We start from the raw sequence: 23741 nt of genomic DNA on the forward strand, positions 1-23741 counted from the left end.
AAATAAATGTAAGCGTTTTACAACCCATAATTTTAAAAAAGTATTTTATTTTCGAAACCGTCACACAATTCTAGATAAGCGCTTACATTCGTGTTATGATGAATCAACTAAATCGATTTAGCTGTAAACTGCCTGGGAGGTTCTATCGTGACAAAAGTTATTTTGCCGACACTCATTTTTAATAAGCAACTTTCAATAGAAGAACAAGTGGCTACGATAAAGAAACTTGGTGCTGATGGCATTGAAATTCGCCGGGAGCGCCTTGAGAATATCTCTGAAGATTTGAGGCTATTTAAACAGGAGCTTGAAATGGCAGTTTTTGATGCTGTCATTTATTCTGTTCCGATAGAGCTATGGCAAGACCCTTTCTCTCTAAATCCAGATGCGATACGTGCATTAAAAGAAGCTGAATTCTTAAATGCAACTCATATAAAGTTTTCACTGGGGAAATTTGACGCAAAACACGCTGATGCAAAAGAGTTTAAAGAATGGATCGCTTCAAATCTGCCAAGTTCGATCAAGATGTTAGTGGAAAATGATCAAACTCCTTATGGAGGAACGCTGGATTCGATTTTATCTTTTTTTCAATGGCAGACAGAAACGTCTGTCTCAATGACTTTTGACGTTGGCAACTGGACTGTGCAAAATGAAAACTGGAGTGCAGCCCATCTGGAGCTGAGCACTTGGATCGAATATCTCCATTTAAAAACAGCAGCAAAAACGATTGATGGCTGGGTTAATAAACCGGTGGATCATGACCTTTTAAAACTCCCTTATCCAGCTTATACCGCGATCGAATTTCCATTAGATAACCCGCAGGTTGAGGCACCGCAGTGGCTCGAAATGATTAGGAAAGAAAATAGTTAAATGCATTATATAGGATCTAATCATCCGATAAATACGGATGTGTTGTGATTTGGAATGCGATCGCGGAGCCAGATAAGGGGAATTGTTGGAGGATATATGCATAAACACGACAGCTTTATCCTAATAAAGGTAATTGATGGCATGAAAAATGCTTAATCACGACTGCATTATCCAGTTAAAGGTAATCTAAGACATGATAATTACAGAAACATGACATCATTATCCAATAAGTAGGAAATGTAGATGTGATTAGACTGGAAATGCTGACTCGAGATCATCATAAAGGAAATAGTTGCGAACTAAAAACTGAAAAACGCAAAATCAAAATCTACACAAAGCTAATGAGGGGTATGAGAAATTCATACGCCTATTTCCCTTCCCCCTAAAAATTCACAGCACATTAATGTATGCCCCACCGGATTCCCTCTCTAAGCTCTCTCTATTTATTCCTCCAAAAGCTTCACGCTTTCACTCCCGCAATGAGAACATGTCAGCAAATGCGGACACAATTGATCTCTATAATCATTTTGGTAGCCATCCTCCATCTTCATAAGATCTGTCGGCATGTACGCACTATAGTCATCATAATAATCCATAATTTTGCCATGATCATTCATCTCTCTGCCGCAGTTATTACATAATTCATGAAGTTCTCTGAAACCATTACATATTGAACAGACTCCCATTGTTCCCATCCTCTCTATAAATATAGCTATTGATAGGTTATGTAAAAAGTATGTTTTTTTAGATGGAAAAAATTACTGTATTTAATTCGCATAAACTTCTAAGAATCAAACATAATAGTTAGTACAAACAGCGGGTCACACACACCGCAGCAACTTATACCGATGGGTTAACCCACTAGATGGAGCAAGCAATCTTGCGCTGGTGCAAATCCAGCTAACCCAACCATCAAACAAAAAAATTCATGAGGAGATGAATCAAAAATGACAAACCAAACATCAAGCAGAAGCAATTCCTCAAACAACCTTTTAGTACCAGGAGTATCTCAAGCACTTGACCAAATGAAGTACGAAATCGCTACAGAATTTGGAGTAAGCTTAGGTGCTGAAACAACTGCTCGTGCTAACGGATCTGTCGGCGGTGAAATCACAAAACGCCTTGTACAAATGGCTGAACAGCAACTTGGCGGCGGTTCATACTAATATCATTTACATTTTGTAAAAATTAAATATTATGGCTTGGCCCCCTGTTAAAGGGGGCCATTTCTTTTGCCTATACCATTTTTTGCGGATCTACCCACTGATTAAATTCTGCTGTATTAACATAACCCGTTTTTAGTGCAGCTTCTCTAAGCGTAGTTCCTTCATTAAATGCCAGCTTCGCAATCTCCGCTGCTTTTTCATACCCAATATGAGGATTTAGAGCTGTGACAAGCATAAGTGAATTCTGGACATGCTCTTGAATCATTTCGACATTTGCTTCCAGACCGACCATGCAATTTTTGTTAAAAGAGGTCATTCCATCCGCTAAAAGAGTGACGGATTGCATAAAGTTATAAATGATTACCGGCTTAAAAACATTTAATTCAAAATTCCCCTGACTTGCAGCAAATCCAATGGTTGCATCGTTTCCAAAGATCTGGCTGGCGATCATGGTCAATGCCTCGCTCTGTGTCGGGTTGACTTTCCCTGGCATAATAGAACTGCCAGGTTCATTGGCAGGAATGGATAATTCACCAATTCCGCTGCGCGGTCCGCTAGACAGCCATCTGACATCATTGGCGATCTTCATGAGATCAGCTGCCAATGCTTTAAGTGATCCATGCGCCAGCACTGTTTCACTATGACTCGTCAAAGCCTGGAATTTATTATCAGAGGACTTAAAAGGAAAACCTGTAAAACTGGAAATTTCTTTGGCTGTTTCTTCTCCAAATTCCTTATGTGCATTAATCCCAGTTCCTACTGCAGTCCCGCCAATCGCAAGGTCTTGTAAGTATTTTAAAGCATCTGAAATCATATGCTGATTTTTCTCAAGACTGCAGCGCCATCCGCTGATTTCTTGTCCCAATGTCAGTGGCGTCGCATCCTGTAAATGTGTCCGGCCAATCTTCACAATCGAATGATATGCTTCTTCTTTTAATTTAATGGTTTGTTTAAGCTCGTGCAGAGCCGGCAGAAGGTTTTCAGAAAGTCCTTTGTATGCAGCAATATGCATCGCAGTCGGAAACGTGTCATTTGAGCTTTGTGACATATTAACATCATCATTCGGATGTATGCGCTCATCCCTGCTCTCAGATTCTAAAATTTCATTTCCCCTCTTCGCAATTACTTCATTCATATTCATATTCGTTTGGGTTCCGCTTCCTGTTTGCCAAACCGATAAAGGGAAATGCGTATCCCATTTTCCTTCCAGGATTTCATCACAAGCTTTTACAATGGCCGAGCTCTTTGCTTTTGACAATCCGCTTAATCTTTCATTCACAATCGCAGCTGATCTCTTTAAAACAGCAAAAGCATAAATAAATTCCAAAGGCATTTTTTCAATGCCGATTTTAAAATTCTCCTTGCTCCTCTGCGTTTGGGCACCCCAATATTTATCCGCTGGAACATTGACTTCTCCAAGTGTATCTCTTTCAATTCTGTATTCACTCATATTTCCTTATTACCTCCTTAAATTTCTACTACCCTAATATATTCAATTCCCCCACATTTAAACGTTCATAAACATATTTGCCAGTTAAAATGAAAAAAGGTGGTGTTAAATTAGCCATGAGTCCTAAAACCTGTCCCTTAAATCTCCCTAATATCCCAACTGGGTCATGGAACCTGTCCCCATAACCCACAAAAAAACTGCCTCACGGAAACCCCGCAGGCAGTTACGCTTTCGCAATAGCATAGCCAATAAAATAACCAAGTACCATAATGCTAGCTATTGCTAATGTTATTGAAAAGTCTTCCATTTATGTTATCCCCCTTTAAAAAGGAATCTTCCTTTTTAACATACCACGCATTAGAAGGGGATTTTCATACATGTCAGTACGATTCTGTGTCCTTTATTTGAACATTTTATGAACGAATACCGAGAGCCGATTCCTTATACAGTGACTTTGCCTGCATTTCGTACATTTGCTGATAAATGCCTCCACTCTCTAAAAGCTCGTCATGAGTGCCTTGTTCTTTTATGACACCTTTTTCAAGTACTATAATTCGGTCGGCATTTTTAATGGTTGAAAGTCGATGTGCAATGATAAATGTCGTACGCCCTTGCTTTAAGACATCCATGGCATGCTGAATGATTTCTTCTGTCTCTGTATCAATATTGGAGGTTGCTTCATCTAAAATAAGAATTGCTGGATCAAAGGCCAATGCTCTTGCAAATGAGATGAGCTGCCGCTGACCGGAAGATAACGTGCTTCCTTTTTCAATAACCGGTTCATCAATGCCTTTTTCCAAGTGTCCCAGCACACGATCGGCACCAACTGCTTTTAATGATGATTCTACTTTTTCTCTCGATATCGCCGGATCATTAAGATTGACATTAGAAGCTATGGTTCCTGTAAAAAGGTATGGATCTTGGAGTACAATCCCCATATGTTTGCGGATGGATTGTCTTGGCATGGTCGTAATATCTATCCCATCGATCATGATCTTCCCTTTTGATGGATCATAAAATCTGAATAGCAGGTTCATTATCGAACTTTTCCCGGATCCCGTATGACCAACAAGTGCTATTGTTTCTCCTTTTTTCGCTTCAAACGATAAATCCTTCAAAACGTAATTGTCAGCTTTATAAGCAAAAGAAACATGCTCGAAAACGACATGGCCGTCGTATCGAGGAATATTCTTTTCAGACACATTTTCTCCTGTCAGCTGCAGAACTTCAAACACACGGTTCCCTGCTACTAATGACCGTTCAAGCTGTGAAAACTGGTTAACGACATTTGTTATAGGATTAAATAGTCGTGTTAAATAGTCAACAAAGGCATACAAGGTTCCGGCCGATGCAACCTCACCAGCTGTAAATGACTGTGTGCCAAAGTAGATAATGAAAATCATAAACATAATCAGACGGATCGTATTCACTAGATTAAACGAAGTAGCTGAATCCAAAAACAGCAGCTTCCGCTGATTTTCATAATGAGATTCATTCATTTCATCAAATTCTTTCGTCATTTGTTTTTCGCGGCGAAATGCCTGAATGATGGTCATTCCTTGTATCGATTCATTAATCATGGCGTTCAAATCAGCAATTTTTGTCCGAATGATATCATTATATTCAGCCGCATATTTGCGATAAAGAATCATCCATAAATAAACAATTGGGATCATAACTAAAGCTATGGCAGCCATTTTCCAGTTCAGTATGAATAACGCTGCATACACACCTACAATCGATATTGCACTAGTTGCAAAATTGGATAACACCTGAACATATAAATTTCGAATCGCTTCCGTATCATTTGTAACACGTGCAACCACCTTTCCAGCCGGAAGGTGATCAAAATATTGAATCGGCAGCTTTTGGATGTGTCCAAAAACGTCTTTGCGCAATTTTTGAATAATCCTATTAGCGCCCATCTGCAAATAAATATACATAAAATATCTGAGCAGTGCTGTTGCCAGTGCTAATACAAAATATAAGGACAGCAGCCAGGCAATAGGTTCAATGTGCAGATCGCCTGCAACCATATGTTCATCAATAATATATTTAGCTATAAAAGGGCCTGCTAGCTCTGTTAAAACAGCGATCGATAAAAAAAACAAGCCTAAAAATATCGGTTTCTTAAAATACATGGCATATTGAAATAATTGTTTACCTGTATTCATTTTATGCCTCGCCTCCTTCTAGCTGCTGGCGGTCATATTGCTCTTTGTACCAGCCTTTTTGCTGCAGGAGCTTTTCATGTGTACCTTGTTCAATAATTTGCCCGTTTTCCAGAACAATGATTAAATCTGCATGCTGTATTCCGGAAAGACGATGTGTGGTGATAATCGTTGTTTTATCACTTCGTTCACTCTGTATATTTTTGATAATACTCGTCTCTGTCTTAGCATCTACTGCAGATAGCGAATCATCAAGGATCAGAATTTCTGGATCCTTTATTAAGGCGCGGGCGATGGAAACACGCTGCTTTTGACCACCAGATAAAGAAACACCTTTTTCTCCTACAAGCGTATTTAATCCATCAGGGAGATTTTCTAAATCTTTGGTAAAATGAGCAAGGTGAATCGCCTTATTAATTTCCTCTTCAGTAGCATTTTCTTTTCCAAAAAGAATATTTTCTCTAATGGTTCTTGAAAATAAAACATGATCCTGCGGCACATAGCCGATCCAATCCAGTATTTGCTCTTTCGTTTGTGAAGCAATATCTACATTATTGATATTTAGTCTGCCTTCTCCAATTGGATATTCACGGAGCAATTGTCTTAAAAACGTTGTTTTTCCAGCACCTGTTTTGCCAACAATTCCTAGTGTTTCACCCTTCTTCAAGGCTAAAGAGATTTCCTGCAGGTTTTTCACCTGACTTGTTGGATACTGGAACATTAAAGATGTAAATCCAATTGAATCAGGGCTTTTCACAGCAATTGGGGATACGCTATCACGAACATCTGCCTGATAATTCAATGTTTCTTGCACTCGATCAAGCGACGCATTTCCCTGCTGCATGACATTAATGAGCTCTCCAATAGCAAATATTGGCCAAACAACGATTCCTAAATAGACATTGAATGTAACAAGCTGGCCGACAGTAAGCTCTCCTGCTGATACGAGAACAGCTCCATAACCAATCGCCACAACATAACTGATACCCGTTCCGATTTTCGTGATTGGGTTAAAAAGTGCATTGATTTTCACAGTATCCATATTCTTTTGGTATACATCCTCCGACATTTCTGCGAAGTTCTTTTCATCCTTCTTTTCCTGCACATATGCACGCACAACCCGGACACCTGCAACAGACTCAAGAACATTGTCATTTAGCACACCAAACGAATCCTGAGCAAGCATATACCTCTCATGTACAAGCTTTCCAAGATACTGAATAAGAACCGCCATAATCGGCACAGGCAGCATCGCGAAAAAAGTCAGCTTCCATGAAATTAAGAAACCCATTGCACAAATAATGGCTCCCATGTAAAGGGTCGAGTCAATTAATGTCATAATGCCGAAGCCTGCTGTCAGAGAAACAGCATTTAAATCATTCGTTGCCCGGGCCATTAAGTCACCAGTCCTGTTTTTTTCATAAAATGTAGGTGTCATCTTCAAAAACTGAAGCATCAGCTTTCGGCGCATAATCTTTTCTAAATCAATAGCACCGCGAAATAAACGGTATTGCCAAATAAAGTTTAGAATATATCCGCCTATAATAATCCCAATAAAAATATAAACATACTGCATTAGATTTGCTCTGGTAAATTCTCCAGACGTAATCTGATCAATAATTTCTCCCAGCAAAAAGGGAGGAATGACTTCTAAGACACTTGCAATGATCAGCAATACAATTGCTACTGTATATTGCTTCCAATACTGCTTAAAAAACCAGCCTAGCTTTCCTAATACATCAAACATATTTTACACCTGCTTTCTTTTCCAGTAAGCCGAAGCTACCCTCCATCCAGCAACACCTTTTTAAAGTTCAGTTGGGTTTGTCTGTTCCAAATCATCATCCGCCAGCTCCTTTTATTTCGAGTCACTAAATATAGGCAAAAATAAAGATGCATACCCAAAAAGAGCATGCATCTCATCTTAGGAGGTATAGCGATTTGCTCATACCTCACGTATAATTGCCAGAAGTTTACGCGAAATTCGGATATGAACAATGTATGAAGTTGGATTTATATACTAGTCTTTTCATTTTCATTGTTCTCTCCTCCTTTTTTGTAAAATTAATAGTGCTCTTGAAGATTACCATTTTTTTCTGATAATTGTCAACAGTCAGAAGTCCATATTTACACTTTTTAAACAATCATCATTCTTCCACATATACAGCAGTTCCATAAGCGATGATTTCAGCAGCATTTTGCATAACCGCTGCTGTCTGCAGACGCATACCAACAATCGCATTTGCGCCTTTGCTGTTTGCATCTTCTACCATTCGCCCAATCGCCTTTTGCCGAGCCTCTTCCATCATTTCAGTGTACTCGGCAATCTCACCGCCTACAATCGTTTTTAATCCCGCAAGAATATCTTTTCCAATATGCTTTGACTGAATGGTACCTCCTCTGACAAATCCTTTCCATTCTTTAATGACCTTGCCGGGTACCGTTTCAGTAGTTGTGATAATCATTTTGATCGTCCTCCTCTTTTTCTTTTTTACGTTCTGCAATTAAAACGATTATTAATATAATGACAGCAGCAAAGTATAGGATATAAAAAATAATGGCAGTCCAAATATTAATAAATAACATGACAAAACAAACCAATTGACCTAAGAGTGCTAACCATAAAAGCCATTGTTTCATTCTCTGCATAGGCATCATTTCCTTTACCTGTTATCGTTCTTCCTCCATTGCTTTTTAATAAAAAATAAATAGACCAGCAAGGGCACTGGAGCTTGGATCATGCCGATAATTCCCCAAAACCAATAATTATGTCCGTTTTTTCTTGCATCTCTAAATAGATAAATGCTTTGACAAATCAATATGACTGCCGCACTGATCATTATGGCAAGAGGATGCTCAACATGAGTGTTCATAACTGTCCACCTCTTTTTAGGGAACTGGAAAATGCGCCATAGATCAGGATGAGCAGGAATACGGCTATTTGAATCAGAATAAAAATCTTTGGACTGCTATACAGCGTGAATAAGACGAAGAAAAGAACTGATAATCCTATGAAGGCAAAGCGCCAGTTGTCCCGATGCTGCTTTTTCTTAATATGCTGTATTTGATGCGCAGTATACCGTTCAAACCAATCTAAACCCCTGTTTTCTTCCTCAACACTGTTATCTAATCCGCTCAAACCCCGAACAAGCTCTTCTTCTATTCTATTCAGTTCCTCATCTTGCCTATTATGATTCTCCTCCATCTGTCTTCAGCTCCTTTCTGATCGCTTCGATCCCATTGTGTACCCTGGACTTTATGGTCCCTTCGGATTTATTCATCATCTCAGCAATATCAGCGTAAGAATAGCCGTAATAGTGCTTTAATATGATCGGTATTCTCATGTTATCTGAAAGAGTGCCAAGTGCCTGCATCGTATCATTCCAGTCTTCATTATGATATTCCATCTGCCATCTCATTTGCCGATGATGCATCTGCTCCTGTCTCCATAGCTGGTGCCGGCTGTTTTTCCGCTTATTGTCTACATATACATTTGTAGCAATGGTAATCAGCCATGAAGAAAACTTTGCTTCACCTTTATATAAGGAAATCTTCTCGATCGACTTTGCCATTGTTTCTTGTGTTAGATCTTCAGCTGTATGCTTGTTCATCGTAAGCTTGATGCAATATTTTAAAAGGAAAGGATAATGTGTATGCAGCAGGACTGCCAGGGAGTGCTGGTCACCATTTTTTGCTTTTTTTATTAATACCTTATCTTCCATCCAGATCCCCCGCTTCTGCTTCACTCTGTGTATATGACGTATAAGTCGGAAAAAAGTTCATTTTAATTTTGAAATTTTTCCACAAACGATTTTTCCCATTACACTTTTGTCTGTTGATTGAAATGAAATACTGCGAAACTCCATCAGGAAAGTGATGGCCTTAAAGTAGAAATCTACCTAGCCTTATAACAAAAAACAGGCAGTGCCATCGTGCAAATCAAAACTAATGTAACACTCATAGTTCTATTATCACATTTTCCTGTGAACGGTTTACTTTGTTTTTTTCACGGGTATTTTTCAGATAACAAAGAAAAATGATCAGATATTACATCATTAAAAGGAGTTTTTATCATGAATAAAATCGAATCAGCATCAGTGATCATAAAAAACAAATTATCTATGAAGACAATCTTAGATCTTTATCAAAAAAGCAAAAGCTTCAATGGCACAGCATTCTTATATAGCGGAAATAAACTGACTCAGGTCAAAAATCTGCCAAAACTAGTATCTTTCTTATTAACTGTTACTCCTGGAAGTATTGTAAAAATTATTGTGGAGGGCAGCAGTTCAGAAAAACACCTGCAAAGCATTGCAGAAATCTGTCAGCAGTCCCACAGTAAACATTCTCTTAAACGCAATACATCTTATAACTCAATCCAGATTTAATTTTTATTAAAATTGCTAAGGAAGGTGATGGCCATGAATGAACAATTTAACTGTATTGTAGTCGCTTATGACGATTCAACTGCAAGCCAAAATGCCCTGAAAATGGCAGGTAATCTTGCAAAAGGAAATCCTGAATGTTCATTATACATCGCTCATGTTTTCGAAGAGAAGGTTGCAAATACAACTTTAGATTCACAGCCTGGTTATCAGCCGCTCAGAGCAAACGGATTTGGTTTAGAAGGCATGCCTATTCCACCTGCAGAAGATCGATATGAAGATATTTATCCTAACACACACGCCCAAGTCAGCAATAGTGCAGATCAGGCACTCTTTAATGCGAAACAAATCACTGCTGGTCTACATGCCAAAACAGACTTTGAAGTGTTAAGCGGAGACCCTGCAGAAAGCGTTTGCGAATTTGCAGCTGAAAAAAATGCAGATCTCATTTTAACTGGAAGCTCTCAAAAAAGCGGGCTAAAAAAAATATTTGTTGGCAGCACAAGTGAAAAAATCTTAAAAAATGCACCATGCTCCGTTTTAGTTGCACAATAAATAGATTGATTAAGGAGAAAGCATCTCTACTGAGGTGTTTTCTTTTTATGGTTTCATGTAATGTAAAACTTTAGGCACCAATAAATTCTTAAAATAAAAAAAAGCAGCCGCAGCCGCTTATCCATTGTTTTCTCATCATCTTTTAGCATCTCTACAATTCTTCTATTCATCTCAACCCGCAATGAATCAGTTATAAGGTTATAAGAACTCTTTCACTGCTTCCTGAAATCGTTCTTTAGAAGATTGTTCATCAAAACTGCTATAAATTCGAAAGTGGTCTTGATCAATAATACGGAAATGCTGACTAATAATGTTTTGCTGAAGAATTAGACCATTTTTCTTCTCCATTTCACGCCACCATATTTTTCCGCCCATTGTTTTTTCTTTTCTGTAGTCAATTCCTTCTCTTGCAATTGTTTCAAGGACTTCCAATGGTTCGTTTCCAAATAAGAATCTAACTGTTTCGGTTTCGCGAAAAAGTGCACATACAGCTACAACTGTAGACCATCCGGCTTCAGCCCTGCCTTTTTCAATTTGCACGAGGGTTTTCTTTGAAACACCGATGATCTCAGCCATTTTGTCTTGGGTGTAGCCAGCCTCAGTTCGAATGAGCCGTAATTTTTCGGATACTTTCATAATAATTTCTTCTCGAGTCAATATCGATTCAGTCCTTTTTGCTTCGTGTAAATTTACACGTGATATCTCTATTATAAAACGAATTCCTATTTTATTTCAAATTCTAAATATCTTTATTCATATGATTCGAAATACCGATTTTATGATTTTTCTATTTCTCCTAAAAAGGAATTTAGTATTTGTAAGCGAATCTATTAAAGTAAATAAACGAAAATCACTAAATTATGGAGGCCTTCATGCAAACTGTCACAAAAGAAACTGTCCTGCGTTGTTTGCAAGCGAATAAACAAGAACTGTTAAGTGATTGGATGAAACAACTTAAAACGAAAACCGATGACCCTCATGCACAGCAGATCTTCATGAACGGAAACGATATGTTTGAATTATTTATTGAGTCACTTTTAGATCAAGAACATGTTCTCAATGAAAAGATCAGCATTTTTGCTTTAAAAATTGCAAATCAGCGCGTAGAAGCCAATATAAACATTGGTGATTTTGTTTTCAATGTGAATTGCGGAAGAGCAGTCATATTAAAATTTGCCTTAACATTACAATTAGAACTTGATGAGCTGCAGCTGTTTGTAGATCGATTAAATTCCTGCTTTGACCAATTCTTATATTATTCCGTATCCCATTATAGTGAAACTCAAAATAACATAATTAAAGAAAAAACACAGTTTATTGATTCTACCCATAAAGATCGGTTGACACTGCTTGGACAAATGACATCAAGCTTTATCCATGAATTCAGAAACCCGCTTACCTCAATTCAAGGCTTTATCCAGCTGCTAAAGGCAGAACATTCTGATATGAAATATTTAGATATCATCTCAAATGAAATCGAGCAGCTGAATTTCCGCATTTCCCAATTCCTGCTGCTGTCCAAAAAAGAACTAATAGGAAAAGAAAAGATCGTTTTTTCTTTAAACGATTTAATAGAAGAAGTACTGATTTTTCTTTATCCGAGTATACTTGATGGCAAGGTAAAAACAATACAGGAGCTTGCTGAAGATATATATCTTGAAGGCTATGAAGATGAAATAAGACAAGTATTTATTAATATTATTTTTAATGCAATTGATGTTTTAAGCCCTGACAGAATAAATCCCATTATTGAAATCAGAACTTTTAAGGTCGATGACAAAGTTAAGGTAGATATTGAGAATAACGGGCCGCAAATCCCAGATAACCTTGTTTCAACTATATTCGAGCCCTTCTTTACAACCAAAACACTTGGAACGGGGCTGGGTCTCTTTGTTTGCCGGGAAATTATTGAAAAGCACCGCGGCACCCTTACATGTACATCAGAAACAAGCAAAACGGTGTTTAGCATTCTGCTTCCGATTGCTAAATAGAATCATAACTGATTAACAGATAAAAAAAGCTTGCCGAGCGGCAAGCTTTTTGACTTTCAAATCATCATATTTAAGATATGTCATGTCTTTTAATCTTTAGGCTTTCTTCTGTAACCTTTTCTCCTCTGTATTAGCTACCACCACCGCACAGGCAGCGTCACCTGTAATGTTTACTGAGGTTCTTACCATATCAAGCAAACGGTCGATCCCTATTATTAAAGCAATTCCTTCAACTGGGAGGTCAACTGATTGCAGAACCATTGCCAGCATGATCAAACCAACTCCTGGAACTCCAGCCGTCCCAATACTTGCTAATACAGCTGTTAATACAACGGTCATCAATTGCGTTAATGACAAATCTGATCCATACACCTGGGCAATAAAAATAGTTGCCACACCTTGCATGATTGCCGTTCCATCCATATTAATGGTAGCTCCAAGCGGCTGCACAAAACTGCTGATGGGTTCAGGAACACCCAATTTTTTCTGAGCCGTTTCCATTGATAGCGGCAATGTTGCATTACTGCTTGATGTACTAAAGCCCACTCCCATTGCGGGTGAGAACCCTTTGAAAAACTTAATAGGATTCATTCCGCCAAGAAAGTAAACGGACGAGCCATATGTTACAAAAGCATGGACAAATAATGCGCCTAAGACTACGATCATGTAAACACCCATTGCCTTCATGGCAGAGAATCCCTGACTGCCTATTGCAGAAGCTATTAAACCAAAGGTTCCATATGGTGCAACTTTCATCGCCAGACCAACTAGATACATCATTACTTCGTTCCCTTGCTCAATCAGGCTTATGATACCTTTAGTTTTTTCACCCAATCTCGTTAAAGCAAAGCCTACTAAGACTGCAAATACAATAATCTGCAGCATATTTCCAGAGGTTAATGCTTCAAAAGGATTGCTCGGGATAATATTAATTAATGTGTCACTAACAGGCGGTGCTTCCTCTGTACTATACTCTGCATCAGCCGTGTTAAATTCCCCAATTAAACCTGGTTTGAAAATTAAGGCCAATCCTATTCCAATGATGATAGCTAAAGCGGTAGTTGATAAGAAATACACCACCGTTTTAATACCAATTCTTCCAAGATTTTTAGGCTCACCTAAACCTGTCACACCTAAAATTATAGAAAAAAGAACAATAGGAACTACCAGCATACTAATAAGGTTAATAAAGATGGTTCCTAAAGGATTAAATAAATACGTATCAAGGGTGGAAAATAAATCTGGCGCAGATAAATTTAATATAATCCCAACAATTGCTCCAGCAATCAACCCAATGATTATTTTAGTTGTTAATTTCATGTATGTCTTCCTCCATCATTCATTTTTCGAGCTGAAAACCATTTAAGGAAAATCCTTCTAATTTTCGTATTTATACCCTTTAATATTATATATGAAACTATACTTACAACAAAATAAAATACACTTTACAATTCTATACAAACTATAACTGTTTGTTTTTTTTAAAAATACAAAAAATTACCTACATTTTTCTTCATATATTCGTTATGATGATGTTAATTCAGGAGGGGGAATCATCATGTTTACGTTAAAAGTTGACGAAGAATTAGAGCTGCAATTATTTCAGCTTCAGCATGCCGAAGAATTATTTGCTTTAGTTGATTTTAACCGGCAGCATTTACGTGTATGGCTTCCGTGGGTAGATAACACCACATCTGCGGTTCAATACAACTCGATTATCCCAATGTGGTTAAAACAATTCGCTGATCATAATGGCTTTAATGCGGGCATTCGATATAAAGGAAAACTAGCTGGCTCGATCGGCCTTCATCAAATCGATTGGCATAATAAACAGACAAGCATTGGATATTTTCTGGGTGAGGGCTTCCAGGGCAAAGGAATTATGACAAGAAGTGTACAGGCATTAGTTAATTACAGCTTTTTTGAACTCAAGTTAAACCGGATTGAAATCCGCTGCGGAATCGGCAACACGAAGAGCAGAGCTATTCCAGAAAGACTTGGATTTACACAAGAGGGAATTGTTCGCGATGCTGAATTTCTTTACGATCATTTCCATGATCTTGCCATATATGGCTTGCTGTATCGTGAATGGTTTGAAAGTTTAAAGTAATAATAAGAATAAGCGATCTTCCCATATGAAAAAGTAAAATATTTCATATGGGAATTATTTATATTTTCATCTGCCACTTATCCCCTCCTCACTCGAAAATCAATCTGTATCCCCATATACTTAACAAATCATACGTTAACCAAAAAATCAGAATATTCGTAATCATTTTCTCGTTCTTAATGTCATATACTTTGATATATCCATTTTTTCCAACTGGAACGTTTGACTGTATGGTTTTTAGTAACGTATAATAATTACAACTAATGATAAGCTGAGGTGGTAAGATGGGGCATTATATCGCATCGGTGAACTAGCAGAAATCGCAAATGTTTCTAAAAGAACAATAGACTACTATACATCTATTGGTTTAATCCAAGCGACGCGTTCAAAGTCTAATTATCGATTTTATTCGGAAGAAGTATTAGTTGATTTACGCTTTATTGAGGAATGCAAGAAAATGCATATTCCTTTAGAGGAGATTAAGAGAAAACTAGAAATGAGGACAAATCAGGAGATTCGCACTGTAGAAGTTGAAATGCAAATCAATGCAGTAACATTGCAAATGAAACAGCTTCAAAATGAAATATCCGTCCTTATGCCGCTCATTAAGAATTTGGATGAGAAAAACAAAAACGGTTTTTCTAAAAAGCTTTCACTGGAAGGATCTGCATTGCTGCAATCACTTGTCAGTCTAACGAGTTAACCTTATTTTTCCATTAATCAGGAGGTGACACCCTGCCCGTTAACACGGGAGAAGGGGAACTTATTTGGACATATTTAATTTGGTTATTTTCGCCACTTTAATTGCTTTGACGGCATTTTTTGTAGTTTCGGAATTTGCCATTGTGAAGATTAGAAGCTCACGAATCGATCAGTTAATTGAAGAAGGCAGTACAAGAGCGATAGCCGCAAAAAAATTAATTACCAATTTAGATGAGTATTTATCAGCATGTCAGTTAGGGATAACCATTACTGCGTTAGCACTCGGATGGCTTGGAGAGCCTACTTTTGAAGTATTGCTTAGTCCAATTATCCAATTTTTCGGTTTATCCGATGATGTTTCACATGTACTCATTATTGCATGTGCATTTTTAATTGTTACATTCCTTCATGTTGTAGTTGGAGAGCTGGCACCGAAAACACTGGCGATTCAAAAGGCTGAAGCAGTGACATTAATTATTGCACATCCGCTTATTTGGTTCTATCGCATCATGTATCCATTTATTTGGTTCTTAAATGGATCTGCACGCTTTTTAACTGGATTATTCGGTTTAAAGCCTGCATCTGAACATGAACTTGCCCATTCCGAGGAAGAGCTTCGCATCATTCTTTCAGAAAGCTATGAGAGCGGGGAAATTAACCAATCAGAGTTCAAGTATGTAAATAAAATATTTGAGTTTGACAATCGAATTGCAAAAGAAATTATGGTTCCGAGAACAGAAATTATTTCCTTATCGAAGGAAGACAATGTAGAAACCGTCCTTCAGACGGCTCAAACAGAAAACTTCACAAGATATCCTATTATCGATGGTGATAAAGATCATATTATAGGCATGATTAATATGAAGGAAGTCATGACCGACTTAATTGCAAAAAAAAATACAGCGGTGAAAACACTTGAGCCTTATATTCGTCCAATTATCCGTGTAATTGACAGTACCCCAATTCATGACCTGCTGTTAAAAATGCAAAAAGAACGGATTCATTTAGCTATTTTAATGGATGAATACGGCGGTACATCAGGTCTTGTAACCGTGGAAGATATTATTGAAGAAATCGTTGGAGAAATTCGCGACGAATTTGACAGTGATGAAATCCCAATGATACAAACGGTTAAGGAAGATCATTTTATCATTGATTCAAAAGTGCTTGTCAGCGAGATCAATGATATGCTTGGAATCGATATTAATGATGAAGATGTTGATACAATTGGCGGCTGGATTTTAACGGAAAATTACGAGGCACAAGAAGGTGACGTGATTACGCACGGTTCATATCGATTTACAGTGATGGAAATGGAAGACCATCACATTAAATACCTGGAAGTAAGCCGTCTTCCTGAAATACTGGAACAGTCGCCTCAAACATTGCCGCAGCAGCAGACAAAACCAGTCGCATTAACAGAGACAGAAGTTATGCCATAATCGAATGAAGCAGAAAATCTCGGCTATTGGCCGAGATTTTTTGTTTTCATTTTAGGTATTCAAGATACATTTGGCAGCTGAATAAAAAATGTTGTACCCTTCCCTTTTTCACTTTTCACTTCAATTTTCCCATTGTGCAGTTCCACCAGCTGTTTGACAATTGATAATCCAATGCCAAATTCTCCGAAAGAATTGCTTGTCCTCGAAACATCCGCTTTATAAAATCTCTCCCAAATCATTTCTACTTCTTCGGGATCAATTCCAATCCCATTGTCTTCGATCATGATATTTGTGGCATGATCGCTTTCCTCGGACCTTAAGTAAATCTCTCCGTTTTCAGTGAATTGAATGCTGTTTTTTAATATATTTACAAGGATTTGCACTAATCGATCATAATCCGCCACAACTGTTGTTTGCGGCTCTGCCTCAATAATAATTGTATTGTTTTTTTCTTCGGCCTGAAGAAGAAGCTGATCAGCTACAACCTCAAAGGTCTCCAGCAGATTCACGTTTATTTTATGAAGCTGTAATTGGTTGGATCGGATTTTTTCATAATCGAGATTCTCATTGACCAGCCGAATCAGCCTTTTGGCCTCGCGATCAATTAAATTCATCCCCTTTTCCATTTCCTGCTCCGGAATGAGATTATTTTGAATTCCTTCAGCTAATCCGCTAATCGTCGTAAGCGGAGTTCTCATTTCGTGTGAAACATCTGCTATGAATTTTCTTCTTCTGTTTTCCAGCCGATCGATTTCTTCATTCGATTTTTTTAACTTTGCTGCCATTTCATTAAAATCCTTTGCCAGCTGTCCAATCTCATCCATGTGGACATGAGGAACATGGACATCATAATTGCCAGAAGAAATCATAGAAGTAGCATCTCTGAGATCACGAATCCGTTTAATTAAATTTTTCGCAAGAAACCAGCTTAACAGAATGGTAGCCGTTAAAGAAATAATGATCGTATAAAGCAGAAATTTATTAAGCTGACTGATCATTTGAATCGCCCCGCTGATCGGGGAAAGAAGAATAACTCCGCCAATGAGCTGATCACCATTCATATAAGGCAGGGCAACAAGTGTTACCTCCTGATCAAAGCGTTTGATATCGTGAAGGACTGATATGCCATTTCCCGCAGAAAGCTCCAGCCATTCTTGCTCAGATAAAAGGACAACTGGCTCCTGCAGTTCTGGATAAAGAACTCTTCCCTTTCGATCAAATAAAATATACTGAATATTACGGGCTTCAAGAATCTCAGTATATTCATTTAAAAACTCTTCTGTTCCTTCTATTCTAACCGTCAGATCAGTCAGAATCTGTTTTCCATAGGCTTCAAGTTCTTCTACCTTATTTTCAAAAATATAGTTCTCCAGGAATTGTGAAAACAGCAGACTAAGCAGCAAAAAAGCTAAAATCAGAATAATAATATGGCTGATCAGCAGCTGATAAAAATATTTAACTTTCATGATCTTCCGCACTTTCATCAAACTTATAGCCTATACCCCATATTGTATGTATAAATGGCTGGCGTGCAGTGCCGATCTTTTTCCTTAATCGTTTAATATGAACATCAACTGTCCGTTCATCTCCGTAAAATTGATAACCCCACACCTTATCGAGCAGCTGCTCTCTTGTAAATACTTGCTTAGGATTTTTCACAAAGTAGTACAAAAGATCAAACTCTTTTGGTGTAAGATTTCCAAGCAAATCATCATTAAAATAAGCTTCTCTTGTTTCTTTGCTGATCTTAAAATGAGCCGTAGTGATGTATTGGCCCTCCTCTTTTTCCTCCGTGTCCATATGAAATCTTCTGGTGACGGCTCTAATTCTCGCCATTAAGGTCAGCGGGCTAAACGGTTTTGTCACATAATCATCAGCCCCCATTTCAAGTCCCAGCACCTGATCTGATTCGCTATCTTTTGCTGTCAGCATAATAATGGGCACTTTACTGAGCTCTCGAATCTTACGGCATAACGTCACACCATCCATTACTGGCAGCATCCAATCCAAAATAATTAGATCCCATGGTTCCTTATTAAAATGCTCAAAACCAGATTGCCCGTCATGTATGAATGTTCCTTCATATCCTTCTTTCATAAAAAACATTTCGAGCATAGAGCAAACACTTTGATTATCTTCCACGACTAGTATTTTCATATCCACCATCCTATGGCACATTCAGTCATTACGTTTAGGTATAGTTACATTAAAGCGAAATAATAGTATTTTTTCAATTCTTATACGCTCATTTCTTCACTTTCTCTCTTTTTCATGTTTACCTTCATGAATTGCCTTTTTTTGGACAAGCTAAGGTTTGAAGTTTATTAATGATAAAGGAGAACAAATATGAAAAAAATTCTTATAGTATTTCTGTCCATTTTTACTCTTCTTTGCCCTTCACTAGGAAGTGCATTTGCTCAGTCAGGCGGAGAAGGACATCATCATGGACATCATTTTATGGATAAGGAATTAGTTGATTCCTTAATGAATAAGGGCTTCAGCAAAGAAGAAATCTATAAAGCATCATTTATAGCAAAATTTTCACAGGCAAAAGTTGAAGATGTATTAGCTTCATATAAAAAGAACGGTTCATCTTGGGATAAAACAGCACAGCAATTCGGTGTTGATTTACAAAAAATGAAGCAGCATTATAAAGCAAAGGGACGATTTCTCAAGAAGCATCAGACGGAGGTTCTTAAAACTTTATCCGTTTATACAGGCAAAAGTGAAGCTGATCTTGAAGCATTAATAAAAAAAGAGAATATGAGCCTGCACTTCATCATTACAGCTGCAGCAATGTCTAAGTCTTCAGGAAAGGATTTCAATGACATCATTCAATTAAAAAAAGACGGAAAAAGCTTTCAAGAAATGAAGGAAAAGCTTAATCTGACAGATGACAAGCTTCACCAGGAAATGAAAACGCTAATGGGCGAAATAAAAAATAGCATTAAAGAAGAATAATTTCTTCTCCATCAAAAAAACCACCTTAACCGGTGGTTTTCTTTGCTGTAAATGCCTAATCAGGATTATAATAGCAGTAATTAGGAGGTGTGTTCTGCAATGACAAATGAACAGCCATACTCTTTACTTGAAGACGATTTTGATGAAGAAACTTTATTTATTGTTTCTCAGACATTTAAAGCATTGTCAGATCCTACTCGCCTGCGAATCCTGCATTTGCTTTCGAAAGGGGAGTTTTCTGTTAATGATATCGCCGAAAAGCTTTCATTACTGCAATCAACGGTCTCACATCAGCTGCGCTTCCTTAAAAACCTGCGCTTAGTGAAGTTCCGGCGAGAGGGAACTACCCTTTATTATAGTCATGATGATGAACACGTCTTAAGCATCTTAAAGCAAACCATCGATCATGCACAGCATTAATTACATGTGCCATGATGACTTGGACATCCCTCTGTCTTCCCTTCAACCTGAATTGTGCTGTGCTCAATGCCATATTCATCATGTAATATGCCTTGAGCCTTTTTCAGCACAGCATCATGCCCCTGATCACCAGTTAAGACGACATGACAGCTTAACGCGGGAAAACCAGATGTAATTGTCCATATATGCAAATCATGCACATCAGCCACCTGGCCAATCTTTAATAGTGCGCTTTTTATTTTTTCGGGATTCAAATCCTCTGGGGTTCCCTCCATTAAAATATGAAAGGAATCCTTCATGACTCGCCATCCACTGATTAATACTAAGATTGCAACAATAATACTTGCAATCGGATCAGCTATTCCCCAGCCAAAAAAATACATAAGCAATGCAGCAGTAATGGCACCAACTGAACCAAGCAAATCACCAATGACATGTAGGAATGCACTGCGGACATTTAAGTTATGGTCCTTATCACCGCTCATCAAAATAAACGCTGCAATAATATTTACCACAAGTCCGATCACAGAGATCGTCAGCATGCCCAGACTTTGAACCTCTGGCGGGTCAAGAAGCCTGTGATATGCCTCAAAAAAAATATAAAGAGAGATAATTAAGAGTGTAACACCGTTAACCCAAGCGGCAATGATTTCAAAGCGTTTATATCCAAATGATTTGCTTATGGTAGCCTTTTTCTCTCCCAGTTTGATGGCTAAAAAGCTCAGCCCTAAAGCCGCCGCGTCACTAAGCATATGTCCTGCATCTGACAAAAGTGCGAGACTATTTGTAACCAGTCCTCCAATCACCTCTACGACCATAAAGCCGGCAATTAGTATAAAGGCAGTAAGCAATGCTTTCTTATTGTTAGTTGAATGATGATGATGTGAATGACCGTGTGAGTGTGAGTGTGAATGTCCCATCGAATTCCCTCCGCTTTTATATATATGAATATATGCTCATATATATTATGTACCACATTACCAGATTGTTCAATCTTTTTTGTGAAAGAATAATAAAATTTGTCTGTTTTCATATGCAAACTTGACTATATTTTTTATCAGTTGTTATTTTTCATGCTTAAAGGGTAAAAAAAGAATACAATTAATGTATCCATTAAATGATGGCAGCACATCCTACAACCTTGGGAGGGATAGAATGTTTATTGTGTATGCAAGTATTGCTGTAATTGTGCTTGCAATTGTGTATTTTATCATTTCGGCATTAAAGACCTTGAAACAGGCACAGCCAAGTATTGAACGACTGAATGAGACAAATAGCCGATTGCAGCATAAAATGAATGTACTAAAGCATGAAACTGATGCACTTAAAATGCAGCAGCAAGAGCTGCAGAAGGATTTTGAATTTAAAAAAGGTGTTTTTACATCGCTTATTTCTACCGTAAAGGAAACACCTAAATCGATCACCAAGTGGTGGAAAATCAAAATTCCTTTTATCCATAAACTATAAAACGTTTATAAATAGAAAAAAGCGAGGAACAGTCCTCGCTTTTTTTATGTGTTCAATTGGCAAAATGGAGCGGTATATGTTTCAAAGTCATTTACATTGCAGCTGTTTTTGCTTTGTTCAATGCTTGTCCTTTTTTCTTTCTGTGAAGCAAGGCGTTAATTTCTCCCCCAAGAACAAAGGTCAAGCCTGTTAAGTAAAACCAAAGCATTAGCACAATAACACCGCCAAGGCTTCCGTATGTCGCTGAATAGTTGGCAAAATTATTAACATAAATGGATAAACCAAATGAAATAATCTGCCAAATAACTGTCGCTGCAAACGCTCCAGGCAATACTTCCTTAAATGGATAATGCTTGTCTGGCGCAAATTTATAAAGACAAGCCAGTACAGTTGCCATGACAACAATAGCAATGACATAGCGTAAAATATTAATCAGCACTTCCATATTATTGGGGATATAGATGAATTGTCCAATAAAATCGACAATGACATTCCCGAATACTGGAAGCAGCATTGCGGTTACAATAGCAATAATTAAACCGAGCGTTAACCCAATTGATATAAGCCTAACAATGATAAAAGATCTGGATTCCTCTACATCAAATGCCGTGTTCATTGCACGAATAAAGGCCATCATTCCATTAGACGCAGACCAAAGTGTACCGATGATCCCGAAGGTCAGCAGCCCTCCATTTGGCACAGTAATGATATTAATGACATTTTCCTCAATCAAGCTGAACGTATCACCAGGCAAAATACTGCTTAAATAAGATTGCACCGTTTGCGGATCAATTGATAAATATGGCAAAATAGAAATCATTAAGATCAACAGCGGAAAAATAGCCAGCATATAATAGTAAGCCTGCTCAGCTGCAAGTCCTGTTGCACGATCTTCTTTTAATTCTGCAGACAGTTTTTTTCCAAAAGTAATTGCACGATTCACTTATATTCACATCCTTTACAGTAGATTTGAGAGTATAGTCTCCTTTTCCCATATAAGGACAGAGATAATCATTTATAATAAGTCATTTTATACAGATGCTGGACAGAATTTTCATTTTATTTTTTGCAGTCATGCTAAAATAGATATCATAGCAAAGGAGGATTGCCGATGGGATTTACTTCTGAAGAATTGAACACACAGCACTTGCACAGAGCAACATCGAAAGGCAAAGTGTTGAAGAGAATGATATTTATTATTATTGGAGCCATTTTTATGGGGATTGGCATTGAAGAGTTTCTAGTGCCTAATCAAATTCTGGATGGCGGGATTGTTGGAATATCGATTATATTGTCTCACTTAACAGATATAAAGCTCGGGATTTTTATCTTTCTCCTGAACATCCCCTTCTTCTATATAGGATATAAACAAATTGGAAAGACCTTTGCTCTTTCTACTCTGCTCGGCATTGGTGTTCTCTCTCTCACCACATTGCTGCTGCATAATGTCCCTGTCTTTACGAGTGATCTTTTATTAGCCACCGTTTTTGGCGGCATTAGTTTAGGAATTGGCGTTGGTATTGTCATTCGTTATGGCGGATCACTGGATGGCACTGAAATTCTCGCGATATTACTTAATAAAAATCTTCCGTTTTCAGTTGGCGAAATAATCATGTTTTTTAATGTCTTTATTTTTGTGACAGCTGGTTTCGTTTTTGGCTGGGATCGGGCGATGTATTCGATTATTACATACTTTATTGCTTTTAAAACAATTGATGTTGTGATTCAAGGTTTAGATGAATCAAAATCGGCATGGATCATTAGTGAGAATCACCAATTTATAGGAGAAGCGATTATAGCCCGGCTTGGCAGAGGAGTCACCTATTTAAAAGGCGAAGGCGCTTTTACCGGGGATGATAAAAAAGTGATCTTTGTTGTAATTACACGGCTTGAGGAAGCCAAATTAAAAACAATTGTAGAAGAATTGGATCCAAATGCGTTTTTAGCTGTTGCAAATATTTCTGAGGTTCGCGGCGGCAGATTTAAGAAAAAGGCGATACATTAAGTAATATTAGTGTTTACTCATTATTAAGCACAAAGATGCCGCAAAACGC

The 23741-nt window shown here is 37.8% G+C and carries 27 protein-coding genes and 1 pseudogene; 13 read left to right on the forward strand and 15 right to left on the reverse strand.

What is annotated here, in order from left to right:
* Positions 1–147: 147 nt before the first annotated feature.
* Positions 148–867, forward strand: a complete 720-nt coding sequence (locus F7732_RS17470; RefSeq protein ID WP_151575376.1) for a sugar phosphate isomerase/epimerase family protein — start codon at positions 148–150, stop codon at positions 865–867.
* A gap of 443 nt (positions 868–1310) precedes the next feature.
* Here F7732_RS17470 and F7732_RS17475 read toward each other — a convergent pair whose 3' ends face one another.
* The gene (locus F7732_RS17475; RefSeq protein ID WP_151575377.1) at positions 1311–1553 is read right to left on the reverse strand and encodes a hypothetical protein; all 243 of its coding nucleotides are present in this window, start codon (positions 1551–1553) and stop codon (positions 1311–1313) included.
* 261 nt (positions 1554–1814) lie between these two features.
* Here F7732_RS17475 and F7732_RS17480 point away from each other — a divergent pair, with 261 nt between their 5' ends.
* Entirely contained in the window at positions 1815–2033 is a 219-nt protein-coding gene (locus tag F7732_RS17480) for an alpha/beta-type small acid-soluble spore protein (RefSeq protein ID WP_151575379.1), read from the forward strand.
* A 70-nt stretch (positions 2034–2103) separates the two neighbouring features.
* On the opposite strand, the gene fumC is transcribed toward F7732_RS17480, so the two are convergent.
* The 8 genes from fumC to sigY form a co-directional block, all read right to left on the reverse strand.
* A complete protein-coding gene (gene fumC / locus F7732_RS17485) occupies positions 2104–3483 on the reverse strand; it encodes a class II fumarate hydratase (protein ID WP_151575381.1) in 1380 nt (459 codons plus the stop codon).
* A gap of 413 nt (positions 3484–3896) precedes the next feature.
* Positions 3897–5657 carry an ABC transporter ATP-binding protein gene (locus tag F7732_RS17490; protein ID WP_151575382.1) on the reverse strand — a complete coding sequence of 587 codons (1761 nt, stop codon included), beginning with the start codon at positions 5655–5657 and terminating at the stop codon, positions 3897–3899.
* 1 nt (position 5658) lies between these two features.
* Positions 5659–7401, reverse strand: a complete 1743-nt coding sequence (locus tag F7732_RS17495) for an ABC transporter ATP-binding protein (protein ID WP_151575383.1) — start codon at positions 7399–7401, stop codon at positions 5659–5661.
* 400 nt (positions 7402–7801) lie between these two features.
* Positions 7802–8119 carry a heavy metal-binding domain-containing protein gene (locus F7732_RS17500; protein WP_151575385.1) on the reverse strand — a complete coding sequence of 106 codons (318 nt, stop codon included), beginning with the start codon at positions 8117–8119 and terminating at the stop codon, positions 7802–7804.
* A complete protein-coding gene (locus F7732_RS17505; protein WP_151575386.1) occupies positions 8100–8303 on the reverse strand; it encodes a hypothetical protein in 204 nt (67 codons plus the stop codon). The genes F7732_RS17500 and F7732_RS17505 overlap by 20 nt, the downstream gene beginning before the upstream one ends.
* A 14-nt stretch (positions 8304–8317) precedes the next feature.
* Positions 8318–8527, reverse strand: a complete 210-nt coding sequence (locus tag F7732_RS17510) for a sigma-Y antisigma factor component (protein WP_151575388.1) — start codon at positions 8525–8527, stop codon at positions 8318–8320.
* Positions 8524–8859, reverse strand: a complete 336-nt coding sequence (locus F7732_RS17515; RefSeq protein ID WP_151575389.1) for a YxlC family protein — start codon at positions 8857–8859, stop codon at positions 8524–8526. Before F7732_RS17515 ends, F7732_RS17510 begins: the two co-directional genes overlap by 4 nt.
* The gene (gene sigY, locus F7732_RS17520) at positions 8843–9376 is read right to left on the reverse strand and encodes an RNA polymerase sigma factor SigY (protein WP_151575391.1); all 534 of its coding nucleotides are present in this window, start codon (positions 9374–9376) and stop codon (positions 8843–8845) included. Before sigY ends, F7732_RS17515 begins: the two co-directional genes overlap by 17 nt.
* 351 nt (positions 9377–9727) lie before the next feature.
* On the opposite strand from sigY, the gene F7732_RS17525 reads away from it, so the two are divergent.
* Positions 9728–10042 carry an HPr family phosphocarrier protein gene (locus tag F7732_RS17525; protein ID WP_151575393.1) on the forward strand — a complete coding sequence of 105 codons (315 nt, stop codon included), beginning with the start codon at positions 9728–9730 and terminating at the stop codon, positions 10040–10042.
* A 33-nt stretch (positions 10043–10075) separates the two neighbouring features.
* Positions 10076–10594, forward strand: a complete 519-nt coding sequence (locus F7732_RS17530) for a universal stress protein (RefSeq protein ID WP_161598908.1) — start codon at positions 10076–10078, stop codon at positions 10592–10594.
* A gap of 198 nt (positions 10595–10792) precedes the next feature.
* Here F7732_RS17530 and F7732_RS17535 read toward each other — a convergent pair whose 3' ends face one another.
* On the reverse strand, positions 10793–11251 hold the full coding sequence (locus F7732_RS17535) for a helix-turn-helix transcriptional regulator (RefSeq protein ID WP_151575396.1): 459 nt from the start codon (positions 11249–11251) through the stop codon (positions 10793–10795).
* Between the two features lie 215 nt (positions 11252–11466).
* Between F7732_RS17535 and F7732_RS17540 the strand changes: the two genes are divergently transcribed.
* A complete protein-coding gene (locus F7732_RS17540; protein ID WP_151575397.1) occupies positions 11467–12585 on the forward strand; it encodes a histidine kinase N-terminal domain-containing protein in 1119 nt (372 codons plus the stop codon).
* A gap of 96 nt (positions 12586–12681) precedes the next feature.
* On the opposite strand, the gene F7732_RS17545 is transcribed toward F7732_RS17540, so the two are convergent.
* Positions 12682–13905 carry a dicarboxylate/amino acid:cation symporter gene (locus F7732_RS17545; RefSeq protein ID WP_151575398.1) on the reverse strand — a complete coding sequence of 408 codons (1224 nt, stop codon included), beginning with the start codon at positions 13903–13905 and terminating at the stop codon, positions 12682–12684.
* Between the two features lie 238 nt (positions 13906–14143).
* Here F7732_RS17545 and F7732_RS17550 point away from each other — a divergent pair, with 238 nt between their 5' ends.
* The 4 genes and pseudogenes from F7732_RS17550 (at position 14144) to F7732_RS17560 (ending at position 16839) form a co-directional block, all read left to right on the forward strand.
* Positions 14144–14695: a GNAT family N-acetyltransferase gene (locus F7732_RS17550; protein ID WP_151575399.1), complete on the forward strand. Its 552-nt coding sequence runs from the start codon at positions 14144–14146 to the stop codon at positions 14693–14695.
* A 301-nt stretch (positions 14696–14996) separates the two neighbouring features.
* Positions 14997–15179: pseudogene (locus F7732_RS23295) on the forward strand (MerR family transcriptional regulator); the annotation flags it as partial.
* Positions 15180–15191: 12 nt separating this feature from the next.
* Positions 15192–15398, forward strand: coding sequence for a MerR family transcriptional regulator (locus tag F7732_RS23140; protein WP_240056674.1), 207 nt, complete (start codon positions 15192–15194; stop codon positions 15396–15398).
* Between the two features lie 64 nt (positions 15399–15462).
* Positions 15463–16839, forward strand: coding sequence for a hemolysin family protein (locus tag F7732_RS17560; RefSeq protein WP_151575401.1), 1377 nt, complete (start codon positions 15463–15465; stop codon positions 16837–16839).
* Positions 16840–16898: 59 nt separating this feature from the next.
* Here F7732_RS17560 and F7732_RS17565 read toward each other — a convergent pair whose 3' ends face one another.
* Both F7732_RS17565 and F7732_RS17570 read right to left on the reverse strand, forming a co-directional pair.
* Positions 16899–18305 carry a sensor histidine kinase gene (locus F7732_RS17565; RefSeq protein ID WP_151575402.1) on the reverse strand — a complete coding sequence of 469 codons (1407 nt, stop codon included), beginning with the start codon at positions 18303–18305 and terminating at the stop codon, positions 16899–16901.
* Entirely contained in the window at positions 18295–18996 is a 702-nt protein-coding gene (locus F7732_RS17570) for a response regulator transcription factor (protein WP_151575403.1), read from the reverse strand. Before F7732_RS17570 ends, F7732_RS17565 begins: the two co-directional genes overlap by 11 nt.
* A gap of 189 nt (positions 18997–19185) precedes the next feature.
* Here F7732_RS17570 and F7732_RS17575 point away from each other — a divergent pair, with 189 nt between their 5' ends.
* Complete coding sequence (locus F7732_RS17575; RefSeq protein WP_151575404.1) at positions 19186–19800, forward strand: hypothetical protein; 615 nt, start codon at positions 19186–19188, stop codon at positions 19798–19800.
* Positions 19801–19899: 99 nt separating this feature from the next.
* Positions 19900–20220, forward strand: a complete 321-nt coding sequence (locus tag F7732_RS17580) for an ArsR/SmtB family transcription factor (RefSeq protein WP_151575405.1) — start codon at positions 19900–19902, stop codon at positions 20218–20220.
* On the opposite strand, the gene F7732_RS17585 is transcribed toward F7732_RS17580, so the two are convergent.
* Complete coding sequence (locus tag F7732_RS17585; protein ID WP_151575406.1) at positions 20217–21140, reverse strand: cation diffusion facilitator family transporter; 924 nt, start codon at positions 21138–21140, stop codon at positions 20217–20219. The two genes, F7732_RS17580 and F7732_RS17585, sit on opposite strands and share 4 nt — an antisense overlap.
* Positions 21141–21375: 235 nt before the next feature.
* Between F7732_RS17585 and F7732_RS17590 the strand changes: the two genes are divergently transcribed.
* Entirely contained in the window at positions 21376–21687 is a 312-nt protein-coding gene (locus F7732_RS17590) for a DUF948 domain-containing protein (RefSeq protein WP_151575407.1), read from the forward strand.
* A gap of 91 nt (positions 21688–21778) precedes the next feature.
* Here the strand turns inward: F7732_RS17590 and F7732_RS17595 are convergent, their stop codons facing one another.
* Entirely contained in the window at positions 21779–22630 is an 852-nt protein-coding gene (locus tag F7732_RS17595) for a YihY/virulence factor BrkB family protein (RefSeq protein WP_151575408.1), read from the reverse strand.
* Positions 22631–22798: 168 nt separating this feature from the next.
* Here F7732_RS17595 and F7732_RS17600 point away from each other — a divergent pair, with 168 nt between their 5' ends.
* Complete coding sequence (locus tag F7732_RS17600) at positions 22799–23692, forward strand: YitT family protein (RefSeq protein ID WP_151575409.1); 894 nt, start codon at positions 22799–22801, stop codon at positions 23690–23692.
* Positions 23693–23741 lie beyond the last annotated feature (49 nt).

This window comes from Bacillus mesophilum (genome assembly GCF_008923265.1).
In the GTDB taxonomy this organism is placed as follows: domain Bacteria; phylum Bacillota; class Bacilli; order Bacillales; family Cytobacillaceae; genus Cytobacillus; species Cytobacillus mesophilum.

Excerpts from the sequence above, each read along its gene's own strand:
- F7732_RS17475 (WP_151575377.1), bottom strand. The coding sequence starts at position 1,553 with ATGGGAGTCTGTTCAATATGTAATGGTTTCAGAGAACTTCATGAATTA.
- F7732_RS17480 (WP_151575379.1), top strand. The coding sequence starts at position 1,815 with ATGACAAACCAAACATCAAGCAGAAGCAATTCCTCAAACAACCTTTTA.
- fumC (WP_151575381.1), bottom strand. The coding sequence starts at position 3,483 with ATGAGTGAATACAGAATTGAAAGAGATACACTTGGAGAAGTCAATGTT.
- F7732_RS17490 (WP_151575382.1), bottom strand. The coding sequence starts at position 5,657 with ATGAATACAGGTAAACAATTATTTCAATATGCCATGTATTTTAAGAAA.
- F7732_RS17495 (WP_151575383.1), bottom strand. The coding sequence starts at position 7,401 with ATGTTTGATGTATTAGGAAAGCTAGGCTGGTTTTTTAAGCAGTATTGG.
- F7732_RS17500 (WP_151575385.1), bottom strand. The coding sequence starts at position 8,119 with ATGATTATCACAACTACTGAAACGGTACCCGGCAAGGTCATTAAAGAA.
- F7732_RS17505 (WP_151575386.1), bottom strand. The coding sequence starts at position 8,303 with ATGCAGAGAATGAAACAATGGCTTTTATGGTTAGCACTCTTAGGTCAA.
- F7732_RS17510 (WP_151575388.1), bottom strand. The coding sequence starts at position 8,527 with ATGAACACTCATGTTGAGCATCCTCTTGCCATAATGATCAGTGCGGCA.
- F7732_RS17515 (WP_151575389.1), bottom strand. The coding sequence starts at position 8,859 with ATGGAGGAGAATCATAATAGGCAAGATGAGGAACTGAATAGAATAGAA.
- sigY (WP_151575391.1), bottom strand. The coding sequence starts at position 9,376 with ATGGAAGATAAGGTATTAATAAAAAAAGCAAAAAATGGTGACCAGCAC.
- F7732_RS17525 (WP_151575393.1), top strand. The coding sequence starts at position 9,728 with ATGAATAAAATCGAATCAGCATCAGTGATCATAAAAAACAAATTATCT.
- F7732_RS17530 (WP_161598908.1), top strand. The coding sequence starts at position 10,076 with ATGAATGAACAATTTAACTGTATTGTAGTCGCTTATGACGATTCAACT.
- F7732_RS17540 (WP_151575397.1), top strand. The coding sequence starts at position 11,467 with ATGCAAACTGTCACAAAAGAAACTGTCCTGCGTTGTTTGCAAGCGAAT.
- F7732_RS17545 (WP_151575398.1), bottom strand. The coding sequence starts at position 13,905 with ATGAAATTAACAACTAAAATAATCATTGGGTTGATTGCTGGAGCAATT.
- F7732_RS17550 (WP_151575399.1), top strand. The coding sequence starts at position 14,144 with ATGTTTACGTTAAAAGTTGACGAAGAATTAGAGCTGCAATTATTTCAG.
- F7732_RS23140 (WP_240056674.1), top strand. The coding sequence starts at position 15,192 with ATGAGGACAAATCAGGAGATTCGCACTGTAGAAGTTGAAATGCAAATC.
- F7732_RS17565 (WP_151575402.1), bottom strand. The coding sequence starts at position 18,305 with ATGAAAGTTAAATATTTTTATCAGCTGCTGATCAGCCATATTATTATT.
- F7732_RS17570 (WP_151575403.1), bottom strand. The coding sequence starts at position 18,996 with ATGAAAATACTAGTCGTGGAAGATAATCAAAGTGTTTGCTCTATGCTC.
- F7732_RS17575 (WP_151575404.1), top strand. The coding sequence starts at position 19,186 with ATGAAAAAAATTCTTATAGTATTTCTGTCCATTTTTACTCTTCTTTGC.
- F7732_RS17580 (WP_151575405.1), top strand. The coding sequence starts at position 19,900 with ATGACAAATGAACAGCCATACTCTTTACTTGAAGACGATTTTGATGAA.
- F7732_RS17585 (WP_151575406.1), bottom strand. The coding sequence starts at position 21,140 with ATGGGACATTCACACTCACACTCACACGGTCATTCACATCATCATCAT.
- F7732_RS17590 (WP_151575407.1), top strand. The coding sequence starts at position 21,376 with ATGTTTATTGTGTATGCAAGTATTGCTGTAATTGTGCTTGCAATTGTG.
- F7732_RS17600 (WP_151575409.1), top strand. The coding sequence starts at position 22,799 with ATGGGATTTACTTCTGAAGAATTGAACACACAGCACTTGCACAGAGCA.